The following is a 12,439-nucleotide window of genomic DNA, read 5'->3' on the forward strand; positions in this document are numbered from 1 at the left end:
CCTTCGGCGGATCCGTGGTGCCACCGCAGGCGGGCCACGCGGACGTGGAACGCGGGACCATCGCCAGCCGCTAGTCGCCGTCGAGCTAGATCGGCAGGCGGCGGAACAGCGCTCGCGGCACGTGCCGCAGCGCCGCCATCACCAGCCGCAGCGCCCCCGGCACCCACACCGTCTCCGAGCGCCGTCGCAGCCCCACCTCGATGGCCGTCGCGACCGCCTCCGGTGTGGTGGCCATGGGTCCTTCCGCGCGCCCCGCGGTCATCTTCGTACGGACGAACCCCGGGCGTACGACCATCACGTGGACGCCGGTGCCGTGCAGCGCGTCGCCCAGCCCCTGGGTGAAGGCGTCCAGGCCCGCCTTGCTCGACCCGTAGATGAAGTTGGAGCGGCGGGCGCGCTCGCCCGCGACCGAGGAGAGCACCACGAGGGAGCCGTGCCCCTGCGTCTGGAGGGCCCGCGCGCACACCAGCAGGGCCGACACCGCGCCCGTGTAGTTGGTCTGCGCGATCCGGGCGGCGGCCACCGGCTCCCGCTCGTCCCGGGCCTGGTCGCCCAGGACCCCGAAGGCGAGCAGCACCATGTCGAGGTCGCCCTCGGCGAAGACCTTGCCGAGGACCGTCTCGTGGGACTCGGGGTCGAGCGCGTCGAAGGCGAGGGTACGGACCTCCGCGCCCAGTCCGCGCAGGTGCTCGGCGTCCCGCTCCAGGGACGGCGAGGGCCGTCCGGCGAGCCACACCGTGCGGGTGCGCCGGGCGATCAGACGGCGCGCCGTGGCCAGCGCGATCTCGGACGTGCCGCCGAGGATCAGCAGGGACTGCGGGGCTCCGAAGGCGTCCTTCATGACAACTCCTAGAGGGGTGAGGAGGCGGGACGGTTCTAGAGGTCGAGGCGGCGGGACGGTTGACCGGTTCTAGAGGCTGAGGCGGCGGGACAGGTCGGAGGTGAACACGCCGCGCGGGTCCAACTCGGCCCGCAGCTGCCGGAATTCGGTCAGCCGCGGATACATGCGGGCCAGCAGTTCCGGCCGCAGCCGCGCGTCCTTCGCCAGGTACACGCGTCCGCCCGCTTGGGCCACCTGCTCGTCCAGCTCGTCGAGGAAGGCACCGAGGCCCGGCAGGTTCGCGGGGATGTCCAGGGCGAGGGTCCAGCCCGGCATAGGGAAGGAGAGCCAGCCCGGATCGCCCTCACCGAAACGCTTCAGGACGGCGAGGAAGGACGGGCACCGGCGTTCGGCGATGCGCCGCACGATGTGCCGCAGGGCCTCCTCGCACCCGTATCTGACGACGAACTGGTACTGCACGAAGCCACCGCGCCCGTAGACCCGGTTCCAGTGCGGCACCCCGTCGAGCGGGTGGAAGAAGGCCGAGATCCGCTGTAGCTCACCGGCACGCGCGCGGGGCGCCTTCCGGTACCAGAGCTCATTGAAGAGGCCCACCGTTCCGCGGCCGAGCAGTCCCTCCGGTACGAAGGCGGGCGCGGACGGGAACCGCGGTGGGCGGAACGCCAGCGGGCGCCGGCGCGCGCGTGCGGGGAGCGCGTCCAGAGGGGCGTGCTCCCCGCGGGTGAGCACCGAGCGTCCCGTCGAGCGGCCGCGCGCGAGCAGGTCGATCCAGGCGACCGAGTACCGGTAACGGTGGTCCGTGGCGGTGAGACGGGCCATCAGGTCGTCCAGGTCCGCCGCGCGTTCGGTGTCGACGGACATCAGCGAGGTCGCGACGGGCTGGAGCCGGACGGTCGCCGTGAGGATCACCCCGGTCAGGCCCATGCCGCCCGCGGTGGCGTCGAAGAGGGGGGTGTCCCGGCCCACCGTGCGGATCGCGCCGTCCGCGGTCAGCAGTTCGAACGAGAGGACGTGGCGGGCGAACGAGCCGGACACGTGGTGGTTCTTGCCGTGGATGTCCGCGCCGATCGCGCCGCCGACGGTCACATAGCGGGTCCCGGGCGTGACCGGCACGAACCAGCCGAGCGGGAGCAGGACTTCCATCAGCCGGTGCAGGCTCACGCCCGCGTCGCAGAGCACGGTCCCGCCGGCGACGTCGATCGCGTGGACGCGGTCGAGGCCGGTCATGTCGAGCACGGCCCCGCCCGCGTTCTGCGCCGCGTCCCCGTAGGCCCGGCCCAGGCCCCGGGCGATGCCTCCGCGGACTCCGCAGGCGCGCACGGCGGCCGCCGCTTCCTCGTAGGTGCGCGGGCGGACCAGACGGGCGGTGGTCGGGGCGGTGCGGCCCCAGCCCGTGACGGAGACGGGTTCGGCCGGGTCGGAGGCGGATCCGGCCGGGTCGGAGGCGGTGTCGGCAGGCATGACCGTGACCGTATCGGCGAAAAAGGTGCATAAAGCCCTCACCTCTCCCGTCTTCGCGGCTCCTCACCGAAATGGGTGATTAATGGGATGTCGTACAAGATTTCCGTAATTCTGCGGCCACTCCCTAGAAGAGTGAGATCACATGGACGACCTTGACGACATGGACCGCCGAAGGTGGGACGGCATGGACCGTCGGCTGCTGTCGGCCCTCCACGAGCGCGGCACGGATCCACGCGTGGCGGCCGTCACACGCGCCCTGTCCTGGAGCGGGGAGCACGGCGTGCTGTGGCTCGCGGCCGGGCTCACGGGGACGGTGGTCGACCGCGGGCGGCGCGGCGCGTGGCTGCGCGGCACGGCGCTCACCGCCACCGCGCACCTCGCCAGCATGGGCGTGAAGCAGATCGTGCGCCGTCCACGCCCGGCGCACATCGTCCCGCTGGTGCACACGGCCGGACGTCACTCGTTCCCCAGCTCCCACGCCGCCTCCGCGACGGCCGCGGCGGTCGCCTTCGGCGCGCTCGGCGTCCGCCCGCTGTTTCCGCTCGCCGCCGCGATGTGCCTCTCCCGGCTGGTGGCCGGCGTCCACTACCCCTCGGACGTGGTCGCGGGCGCCGCCCTGGGCGCACTGACGGCCCGCCTGGGAGCCCGCTGGATCGAGGCCGGCCATGGCTGAACGCACGGTGCTCCTGGACCCCACGCCGACCGCCCCGGTTCCCGTGCGGACCCTCACCGGCCTCGCCCGGGGTCTCCTCAGGACCACCCGTCCCCGCCAGTGGGTGAAGAACCTGCTGGTCGTGGCGGCCCCGGCGGCGGCGGGCCAGCTCTTCTCCCGGCACGCGGTGATCCAACTCGCGCTCGTCTTCGTCCTGTTCACGGCCTGCGCCGCCGCCGTCTACCTGATCAACGACGCCCGGGACGCCGAAGCCGACCGCGCCCACCCGGTCAAGCGTCACCGACCGGTCGCCGCGGGCCAGGTCCCCGTCCCTCTCGCGTACGCCGCGGGAGGCGTCCTCGCCGTCCTCGCCCCGACCGCCGCCGCCCTGCTGTCCTCCCCGGTCACCGCGGCGCTGCTGACCGCCTACCTGGGCATGCAACTGGCCTACTGCGTCAGCCTCAAGCACGTCCTGGTCGTCGACCTCGCCGTCGTGACGACCGGGTTCCTGATGCGGGCGATGATCGGCGGGCTCGCCCTCGGCATCCCGCTGTCCCGCTGGTTCCTGATCACCACGGGCTTCGGGGCGCTCTTCATGGTGGCGGCGAAACGGTACTCCGAGGCCCTCCAGCTGGCCGGGAACGCCGGTGCCACCCGCGCGCTGCTCACCGAGTACACCACCGGCTATCTGCGCTTCGTCTGGCAGCTGGCCGCCGGGGTCGCCGTCCTCGGCTACTGCCTGTGGGCCCTGGAGGAGAGCGGCGTGCCCAGCGCCGGTCTGCTGCCCTGGCGCCAACTGTCCATGGTCGCCTTCATCCTGGCCGTCCTGCGCTACGCCGTCTTCGCCGACCGGGGCGCGGCGGGCGAGCCCGAGGACGTCGTCCTGCGCGACCGCGCGCTCGCCCTGATCGGACTGGTGTGGCTCGCGATGTACGGGCTCGCGGTCGTGAACTGGTGAGCCTCGCCCAGCGGCCCCTGACCCAGGAGCTCCTGGGCTTCGCCACCGTCGGCGTCCTCGCCTACGCCGCCGACCTCGGACTCTTCCTCTGGCTGCGCGGCCCGGTGGGCCTCGACCCGCTCACCGCCAAGGCGCTGTCGTTCGTGGCGGGCTGCTCGGTCGCCTACACCGGCAACGCGCTCGGCACCTACCGGCACCACCCCGTGAGGGCGGCCCGGCGGTGCCCCGACTTCCTCGTGTTCCTCGCCGTGAACCTCGCGGGCGCCCTCGTCCAGCTCCTGTGCGTCGCCGTCAGCCACTATGGCCTCGGGCTCACCTCGCGGCGCGCCGACACGGTCTCCGGCGCGGGGATCGGTATGGCACTCGCCACGGTCCTGCGTTTTTGGGGTACCCGGACATTGGTCTTCCGAGGTGAGGGCAGAGTCGGATCATGGACTGGCTGAAGAAGCTTCCGGGCGTGGGGCCGTTGGTCGCCCGACTGATGGCCACGCACGGGTGGCGGTCGTACGAGCGTCTGGACCGGGTGAAGTGGACGCGGCTCGCCGCCGCGATGACCTTCATCAGCTTCGTGGCGCTCTTCCCGCTGCTGACCGTCGGCGCCGCGATCGCCGCCGCCACCCTCACCAGCCAGCGGCAGAAGGAGCTCCAGGACAAGATCGCCGATCAGGTGCCGGGCATCTCCGACCAGCTCGACATCAACGGGCTGGTCCAGAACGCCGGCACCATCGGGCTCATCGCGGGCGCCGTCCTGCTGTTCACCGGCATCGGCTGGGTCGGCTCCATGCGGGACTGTCTGCGCGCGGTCTGGGAGCTGCCCGACAGGGAGGAGAACCCCCTCCTGCGCAAGCTCCTGGACGCCGGGATCCTCGTCGGACTCGGCGGTGCCGTACTCGTCACCATCGCCGTCTCCACCGTCGCGTCCTCGCTGGTCGGCTTGACGGCCCGGCAGCTCGGCATCGGCGAACACGACTGGGGGAGCGTGCTGCTGCAGTCCGCAGCGTTCGCCGTCGCCGTACTCACCGACTTCCTGGTGCTCCTGTACGTCCTGACCCTGCTGCCGGGCGTCGAGCCGCCGCGCCACCGGCTCGTCGTCGCCGCGCTGATGGGCGCCGTCGGCTTCGAACTGCTCAAGCTGCTGCTCAGCAGCTATATGCGGGGCGTGGCGTCGAAGAGCATGTACGGCGCCTTCGGTGTGCCCGTCGCGCTGCTGCTGTGGATCAACTTCACGGCGAAGCTGGTCCTGTTCTGCGCCTCCTGGACGGCCACGGGACATGCCGACACCGGCCCGAAGCAACGCGACGACGAGCCCGACGCCCCCGACGAGCCCGCGGAGCGCGGGGACTTCGGGGAGGTCAGCGGCGGCGGCGCATCAGGTCGGGGAGGGGCCAGCGGCGGTTGACGAGGAAGACGGCGCCGGCGACCAGGGCGAGCAGGCCGCCCGTGATGGCCAGGGCGATCCCGATCCCGCTGGAGCCGTCCTTCGCCGCCGCGGAGGCGGCCACCGGTTTCGACGAGGCCTTGGTCCCCTGACCCCCGGTCGACACCGGAGTGTTGGATCCGGCGGACGCGGTCGCACCCGCCTGCGCACCGGTGTCGACGCCCTTCGGCGGCGCCAGCTCACCCACCGGCGTGACCTTGCCCGTCGCGCTGAAGCCCCAGTCGAGCAGCCGCGCGGCCTCCTTGTAGACCTCGTTGTGCTCGTCCTTCTCGGGGTTCATCACGGTGACCAGCAGCACCTTGCCGTTCCGCTCGGCGACACCGGTGAAGGTGGCGCCCGCGTTGGTGGTGTTGCCGTTCTTCACCCCCGCGATGCCCTGGTACGTGGAGACGTCGGTGTCGCCGGTCAGCAGCCGGTTGGTGTTCTGGATCTCGAAGGACTCGCGGGTCGTCTTCCCCTTGTCGTTCTTCTTCGTCTCGCCCGGGAACTTCGCCCGCACCGTCGAGCAGTACTCCCGGAAGTCCTTCTTCTGCAGCCCGGAACGGGCGAACAGCGTCAGGTCGTACGCCGACGACACCTGGCCCGGCTGGTCGTAGCCGTCGGGGCTGACCACATGCGTGTCGAGGGCCTGTAGGTCCTCGGCGTGCGCCTGCATGTCCTTGACCGTCTGCTCGACACCGCCGTTCATCGCCGACAGCACGTGCACGGCGTCGTTGCCGGAGCGCAGGAAGACACCGAGCCACAGATCGTGCACGGTGTACGTCTCCTCCTCCTTTATCCCCACCATGCTGGAGCCCGCGCCGATGTCCGAGAGGTCGGTGACGGCGACCTTGTGCTGCTCGGTCTTGGGGAACTTCGGCAGCACGGTGTCGGCGAAGAGCATCTTCAGCGTGCTCGCCGGGGGCAGCCGCCAGTGCGCGTTGTGGGCGGCCAGCACGTCGCCCGACTCGGCGTCGGTGACGATCCAGGAGCGCGCGGTCACATCCTTGGGCAGCACCGGGGCGCTCGCGCCGAGATCCACCTGGGTCCCGGCCTGTCCCAGCCGGGCTCCGCCCACCGTCGACATGTTCGCCGGGGGAGTCGCGCTCGGGCTCGCCGTCGGTGACGGCGACGACGACGGCTTGTCGGCCGCGAAGACGGGGGCGGTCGTCGTCAGCGAAAGAGACAACAGGGTGGCGGAAGTGACCAGCATCGATCGCCGGATGGTCTTTTTGGTGACGGGCACGGTCGAGAAAGTACAGGGCGCGGGCCGGGAAGTCCCATCACCGGAACCTGGAGTCCCCAGGTCCCGGCCACCCCGGCGCCGGGTCCCGGCCGGCGACGGCGATACTGGACCCATGAAGCTCAGCCGCCCCGTCTCCTGGTTCCTGCTCGCCTTCGGAGTGTGGAGCTGGATCATCTGGGTCACTTTCGTCAAGAATTTGTGGAAGGACGGCAGCGGGCTCGCGTTCAACGACGCGGGGGATCCGACGGCGTACTTCTGGGTGCACCTGACGCTCGCCGTCGTCTCCTTTGTCTTGGGGACGGTCGTCGGAGGCATCGGGTTCCGCGGACTGCGCGCATTGCGCCAGACGTCATAACAACAGGGGACAAACGGGGGACAACCGAACATAACGGCACGCAACGGGGGATACGGCGCCTTGGTCATCGTCTTCGTACTGGTGGGGCTGCTCGCCCTCGCCGCGGTCGCGGGACTGTACTGGTACGTGTGGCGCCGCCTGGTGCGCGACACGACGTCCGGTCCGGGGCTCGCCCGGCGCGCGGGCACGGTGGTCTTCGTCGCCGGACCGGTGCTGATGATCGCCGCGGTCGCCGCGGAGCGCGCCGGTGCGCCCTTCTGGCTCCAGCGGGTGCTGGCCTGGCCCGGGTTCCTGTGGATGGCGCTGTCGATCTATCTGCTGCTGGGGGTGGTGGCGGGGGAGGTCGTACGACCGCTGCTGCGCCGGGTCGTGGAGCGACGCGCGGCCCCCTCCGCGGCCGTACCCAACCCGGCACCCGTGCCGCAGACGGAGTCGGTACCGCGCACGGAGTCGGTGCCGCGCAGGGAGTCGGTGCCGACGGGAGCGGCCCCCCAGGAGCCCCCGCCTGCCGAACCGCCACGACCCGTCACCACCCCCTCGCGCCGGCTCTTCGTCGCGCGTGCCGTCGGCGGGGCCGCCGCGGCCGTTGCCGTGGGGACCGTGGGATACGGGACGTACGGGGTTCTGCGCGGGCCCCGGGTGAAGCGGGTCACCGTGCCGCTGGCCAGACTGCCCCGGTCCGCTCATGGGTACCGGATCGCCGTCGTCAGTGACATCCACCTCGGGCCCACCCTCGGGCGGGACTTCTGTCAGCGGGTCGTCGACACGATCAACTCGACGCAGCCCGACCTGATCGCGGTGGTCGGGGACCTCGTCGACGGGAGTGTGAAGGACCTCGGACCCGCCGCGGCGCCCCTCGCGCGGCTGCGGGCACGGCACGGCTCGTACTTCGTCACGGGCAACCACGAGTACTACTCAGGCGCCGCGCAATGGGTCCGGGAAGTACGGGAACTGGGTCTGCACCCGCTCGAGAACGCCCGGACGGAAATGGCCGGATTCGATCTCGCGGGCGTCAATGACGTCGCGGGGGAGAGCGAGGGACACGGGCCCGACTTCGAGAGGGCGCTGGGGGACCGGGACACCGCGCGGGCCGTGGTGCTGCTCGCCCACCAGCCGGTCCAGATCCACGACGCCGTCAAGCACGGTGTCGACCTCCAGCTCTCCGGGCACACCCACGGCGGACAGCTCTGGCCGGGCAACTACATCGCGGAACTGGCCAATCCCACGGTCGCGGGCCTGGAGCGGTACGGCGACACACAGCTGTACGTCTCCCGGGGCGCGGGCGCGTGGGGGCCGCCGACCAGGGTGGGCGCGCCGTCGGACATCACCGTCGTGGAACTGGCGTCCCTGCAAGCCTGATGACGCGAGCCCGAGAAAAGCGCCCGAGAAAAACGCCTGGGAAAAGCACCTGAGAAAGCGAACCTGAGAACTGGCTGTGAAACAGGGGCGAAACGGCCTTTCCCAATACCCCGTTTGATTCTTCGGACACCTCTTCCCTCAGACGAAACACCTGTGGTTGGGTGATCCGCGTCACTGGGGAGTGACACGGGGCGTGGCCTGGGGAGGGGCGCCGATGCGATCGGTTCGCATACGCATTCTCGCGGTGCTGGTGGTACTGGCGGCCGTGGGTGTGGGCGGCTGGCAGTTACTGCCGTCGAAGGAGAACGACAACAGGACCATCACGGTCGGGACGACGGACGCCGTCACGTCACTCGACCCGGCGGGCGCGTACGACGCCGGCTCCTGGGCCCTGTTCAGCAATGTGTTCCAGTCGCTGCTGACGTTCGAGCCCGGTGGCGCGGCCCCCGTGCCGGACGCGGCGAAGAGCTGCGGATTCGTGGGCACGGGACTGCGGACCTATGTATGCACCCTGCGCGACGACCTGACCTTCCCGAGCGGGAGCAAGGTGACCGCCGAGGACGTGAAGTTCTCCTTCGACCGGGTCAAGGCCATCAACTCCGAGGTGGGGCCCGCGTCCCTGCTCTCCACCCTCGGCTCGGTGGACGCCAAGGGCCTCAAGGTCACCTTCCATCTGTCCTCGCCGGACGCCACCTTTCCCTTCAAGGTGGCCACCGGAGCCGGGTCGATCGTCGACCACACCCGCTACCCGAAGCGCGCCCTGCGCAAGGACGCGGGAGCCGACGGCACCGGGCTGTACGTACTGAGGACGTATACGAAGGACAAGCGTGCCGTCCTCGCGCCCAACAAGCACTACAAGGGCGCCGTCGAGGGGAGCGGCACGCCCACCGTGCTGCGCTACTACGCCACCCCCAAGGCGCTGGAGACCGCCTGGAAGGCGAAGCAGGTCGACGTCGCGACGCGCCAGCTGCCGCCCGCGACGCTCGCCACCCTCTCGCCGAGCGACCCGAACCAGCACGTCACCGAGTCCGACAGCGCCGAGACCCGCAACCTCGTCCTCAACGTCCGCGCGAACTCGCCCCTGCACAACCGCCTCGTACGGCAGGCCGTCGCCGCGCTGATCAACCGCGAACAACTGGTCAGCCAGACCTACAAGGGGACGACCGATCCGCTGTACGGGCTGATCCCGGCGGGCATCACGGGGCACTCGACGTCGTTCTTCGACGCCTATCCCAAGCCCGACGCGAAGAAGGCGAAGGCCCTGCTGACCGAGGCCGGGGTGTCGCTGCCGGTGCGCTTCACCTACGGGTACGCCGAGGGGCGGGGCGCCGCGGGTGAGGAGGCCACCGAGCTCAAGCGGCAGCTGGAGGCGAGCGGCCTGTTCAAGGTGGACATCAAGGGCTACGAGTGGACCGACTTCCAGAAGCGGTACGCCGAGGGCCAGTTGGACGCCTGGGCGATCGGCTGGGTCGCCGACTTCCCCGACCCGGACACCTTCAGCACCCCGCTCGTCGGCACCGGCAACAGCATGAAGAACGGGTACAGCGACAAGGACGTGGACCGGCTGATTCAGGACAGTCAGCACTACGAGGACCGCAGCCGCACGGCGGACGACTTCCAGGCGCTGCAGGAAATCGTGGCCCGCGATGTTCCTCTGATTCCCCTGTGGCAGCGCAAGGAGTATGTACTCAGCAGTGAGGACGTCGGAGGCGGCCAGTATCTGTCGGACGGAACCGGTGTCTTCCGCCTCTGGCGGCTGAGCTGGATATGACACGTGACGTGATCTCGCGGGGTGGCCCCCCACCCCGGTGACACAGCGCTCTCGCCCAACGCAGCACCATGTGCGCACTATGTGCCGGGGATGTGTGCGGGGTGAGGAGCTGAGGTGTTGAGACGCAACGCGTTCCGGCTGCCCCGGCATCCGGCGTCCGTCGGACTCGCCCGGCGCCGGGTGCGCGACCATCTGCGGGACTGGGGCCACAGCCCCGACGGCCCGGCGCTCGCGGACGTCCTTCTGATCGTCTCCGAGCTCGCGACCAACGCCGTACGCCACGGACCCCTCGATGAAGGGGAGTTCGAGGTCGCGGTGACCGCCCTCGCCGACGGCTCCTGCTTCGTCGAGGTCTCCGACGGGGGTCTCGCCGCACCACGGCTGCGGCCGGTCTCCGTGGGGGAGGAGACCGGCCGGGGCCTCCACCTCGTGGAGGGCGCCGCCGTGGCGTGGGGAGTGTGGAGCCGGGGCCGCTACGGCAAGACCGTGTGGGCCCTCGTGACGGCCCCGGCGCCCTGAATCACGGCGCCGGCGTCGAGCCGTACGCCGTCAGGAAGCGGTCGCGGAAGGCGTTCATCTTCCAGACCGGGGTGTCCTGCTTCGGCTGCAGGCCGTCCGCCCAGTTCCAGTCGGCGATCTTGTCCAGGACCTTCGGGTCCTTGGCGACGATCGAGACCGGCACATCACGGCTGGCGTGATTGCCGCTGACCCGGGCGATGGGCTGGTGGTCACCGAGGAAGATCAGCACGGTGTTCTTGTTGCCGTACTTCACCAGGTAGTTGATGAGGCTCGACACCGAGTACTGGATGGACTTGCCGTACTCCTGCTTCGACTTGGTGGAGTCGGTGATGATGTCCGCGGGCCTCTTGCCGGCCTTCTCGATCGCGTTGTAGATCGAGCCGTCACCGACCTGGTCCTGCGGGACCAGCTCGGGGATCGGCGCCCAGGGCTGGTGGCTGGAGGTCAGGATGATCGTCGACATCAGCGGCTTGTCGTGCTTCTTGCTGTGCACCAGGCGCTCGAACGCGGTCAGCGCGTACTGGTCGGGCATGGTCGACCAGCTGAACTTCGGTCCCTTGTAGCCGAGTTTGTGGGAGTCGTAGAGCTTGTCGATGCCGTAGAACTTCTGCTCCGGCCACGCCTTCTGGATGCCCGGCATCACGCCGACCGTGTCCCAGGCGCCCGTCTTCTTGAACGCGCCCGGGAGGGTCAGGCGCTCGCCCGCGGTGACGGTGCGGTAGCGCTGCTGGTTGCTGATCCACAGGCCCGACATGAAGGTGGAGTGACCCAGCCAGCTGCTTCCGCCGTACGTCGCCGAGGTCAACCAGCCGCTCTTCGCCGCGAACCCGGCGTCGGTCAGCTTCTTGTTCTCGGCGGTGAGCGTCGCGTCGACGCCCGGCGCCATGACCGGGTCCTCGATCGCGCTGCGGCCGTAGCTCTCGATGAAGGTGATCATCATGTCCTTGCCGCGCAGCCCGGTGAGCAGCTGGTCGGGCGGCGTGTTGGCGAAGTTGTCCTTCTTCGCGATCTTGGCGAACTCGGCTTCGTCCCGCAGGGTCCGTTGCACCTGGTCCGCCTTGAACTGGAGGGCCTGCATGGTGTGCTCCGAAGCGATGGGTATCCCCGCGGCGTACTGCACGCCCAGCGCCGCGCAGGTAACCCAGGCGATGGCCAGCACCAGCGTCGTGCGGGTCGCCTTCTCGGTGTTCCGGGCCGCCAGGTTGCCCAGTCGGATCACCGACATCGTCGTGAGGGCGAGTACGACGATCACGAGCGTCACGGCCAGGGCCGCGATGCCGAGCGCGCCACCCTTGCCGAACGTGTCCTGGAGGTATCCCTGCGCATCGCTGAAGAGCGACCAGTCGAGGACGACGTTGAAGCCTCGCCCGAGGTATTCGTTGAAACCGATGTCGAGGAAGTTCACGACGGTCAGGGCGCCCAGGCCGAGCCCGGCGAACACCGCCACGGCGATCCGCGGCTTACGGGGCAGGACGATCAGCAGGGCGGCGCCGAAGATCGCCTCCACCGGGAGACGCACGAAAGCGGCCAGCCGGAACTTGTCCGCCTGGGTCGGCATGAGCAGCGCGGCGACCACGACGGCGAGGGCCACGGCGGTGGTGGTCCACGCGAGAACGCGGGCCGCGACCGGGTACTTCTCCCGCCACCCACCCCAACCACGCCGTCGCCACCAGCGTTGGTGGGGGGTGGCGGGGGTATCGGACGCGGCGGGTGCGGGTGCGGCGGCGTCCGGCCCCGGGACTTCGGCCTCCGGAGCACTGGCCTCCGGGGCTTCCGCCCCGGGGGTCTCGGCCTTCGGGGCTTCCGCCCCGGGGGTCTCGGCCTTCGGGGCTTCCGCCCCGGGGGTCTCGGCCTTCGGGG

The 12,439-nt window shown here is 70.5% G+C and carries 12 protein-coding genes; 8 read left to right on the plus strand and 4 right to left on the minus strand.

The genetic code is table 11. From position 1 onward, the window contains the following. Positions 1-85: 85 nt before the first annotated feature. Together ACFVWD_RS55360 and ACFVWD_RS55365 are read right to left on the minus strand one after the other, a co-directional pair. Positions 86-841 carry a decaprenylphospho-beta-D-erythro-pentofuranosid-2-ulose 2-reductase gene (locus tag ACFVWD_RS55360; RefSeq protein ID WP_389606539.1) on the minus strand — a complete coding sequence of 252 codons (756 nt, stop codon included), beginning with the start codon at positions 839-841 and terminating at the stop codon, positions 86-88. Positions 842-910: 69 nt separating this feature from the next. Continuing rightward, the gene (locus tag ACFVWD_RS55365; RefSeq protein WP_389606540.1) at positions 911-2,302 is read right to left on the minus strand and encodes an FAD-binding protein; all 1,392 of its coding nucleotides are present in this window, start codon (positions 2,300-2,302) and stop codon (positions 911-913) included. A 142-nt stretch (positions 2,303-2,444) separates the two neighbouring features. Here ACFVWD_RS55365 and ACFVWD_RS55370 point away from each other — a divergent pair, with 142 nt between their 5' ends. Genes ACFVWD_RS55370 through ACFVWD_RS55385 form a run of 4 tightly spaced genes read left to right on the plus strand, consistent with a single transcriptional unit; the run spans position 2,445 to position 5,311 of the window. After that, positions 2,445-2,975 carry a phosphatase PAP2 family protein gene (locus ACFVWD_RS55370; protein ID WP_389606541.1) on the plus strand — a complete coding sequence of 177 codons (531 nt, stop codon included), beginning with the start codon at positions 2,445-2,447 and terminating at the stop codon, positions 2,973-2,975. Then, positions 2,968-3,912: a decaprenyl-phosphate phosphoribosyltransferase gene (locus ACFVWD_RS55375; protein WP_389606542.1), complete on the plus strand. Its 945-nt coding sequence runs from the start codon at positions 2,968-2,970 to the stop codon at positions 3,910-3,912. The genes ACFVWD_RS55370 and ACFVWD_RS55375 overlap by 8 nt, the downstream gene beginning before the upstream one ends. Continuing rightward, positions 3,909-4,355, plus strand: coding sequence for a GtrA family protein (locus tag ACFVWD_RS55380; protein ID WP_389606543.1), 447 nt, complete (start codon positions 3,909-3,911; stop codon positions 4,353-4,355). Before ACFVWD_RS55375 ends, ACFVWD_RS55380 begins: the two co-directional genes overlap by 4 nt. Continuing rightward, positions 4,343-5,311 (plus strand): YihY/virulence factor BrkB family protein, encoded by a 969-nt coding sequence (locus tag ACFVWD_RS55385; protein WP_389606545.1) that lies wholly within the window; start codon positions 4,343-4,345, stop codon positions 5,309-5,311. Before ACFVWD_RS55380 ends, ACFVWD_RS55385 begins: the two co-directional genes overlap by 13 nt. On the opposite strand, the gene ACFVWD_RS55390 is transcribed toward ACFVWD_RS55385, so the two are convergent. Beyond that, positions 5,265-6,575 (minus strand): D-alanyl-D-alanine carboxypeptidase family protein, encoded by a 1,311-nt coding sequence (locus ACFVWD_RS55390; protein WP_389606547.1) that lies wholly within the window; start codon positions 6,573-6,575, stop codon positions 5,265-5,267. The genes ACFVWD_RS55385 and ACFVWD_RS55390 overlap by 47 nt on opposite strands. 112 nt (positions 6,576-6,687) lie before the next feature. Between ACFVWD_RS55390 and ACFVWD_RS55395 the strand changes: the two genes are divergently transcribed. From ACFVWD_RS55395 to ACFVWD_RS55410, 4 genes are all read left to right on the plus strand, one after another. Beyond that, positions 6,688-6,930, plus strand: a complete 243-nt coding sequence (locus tag ACFVWD_RS55395) for an SCO4848 family membrane protein (protein WP_054233715.1) — start codon at positions 6,688-6,690, stop codon at positions 6,928-6,930. A 60-nt stretch (positions 6,931-6,990) separates the two neighbouring features. After that, the gene (locus tag ACFVWD_RS55400; RefSeq protein ID WP_389606549.1) at positions 6,991-8,289 is read left to right on the plus strand and encodes a metallophosphoesterase; all 1,299 of its coding nucleotides are present in this window, start codon (positions 6,991-6,993) and stop codon (positions 8,287-8,289) included. A gap of 214 nt (positions 8,290-8,503) precedes the next feature. Continuing rightward, on the plus strand, positions 8,504-10,060 hold the full coding sequence (locus ACFVWD_RS55405; RefSeq protein ID WP_389606551.1) for an ABC transporter substrate-binding protein: 1,557 nt from the start codon (positions 8,504-8,506) through the stop codon (positions 10,058-10,060). 114 nt (positions 10,061-10,174) lie between these two features. Continuing rightward, the gene (locus ACFVWD_RS55410; RefSeq protein WP_389606552.1) at positions 10,175-10,579 is read left to right on the plus strand and encodes an ATP-binding protein; all 405 of its coding nucleotides are present in this window, start codon (positions 10,175-10,177) and stop codon (positions 10,577-10,579) included. A 1-nt stretch (position 10,580) separates the two neighbouring features. On the opposite strand, the gene ACFVWD_RS55415 is transcribed toward ACFVWD_RS55410, so the two are convergent. Next, the coding region (locus tag ACFVWD_RS55415) for a sulfatase-like hydrolase/transferase (protein ID WP_389606554.1) at positions 10,581-12,439 on the minus strand (1,859 nt) is incomplete at its 5' end.

It is taken from the genome of Streptomyces sp. NPDC058086, assembly GCF_042885015.1.
Classification (GTDB): domain Bacteria; phylum Actinomycetota; class Actinomycetes; order Streptomycetales; family Streptomycetaceae; genus Streptomyces.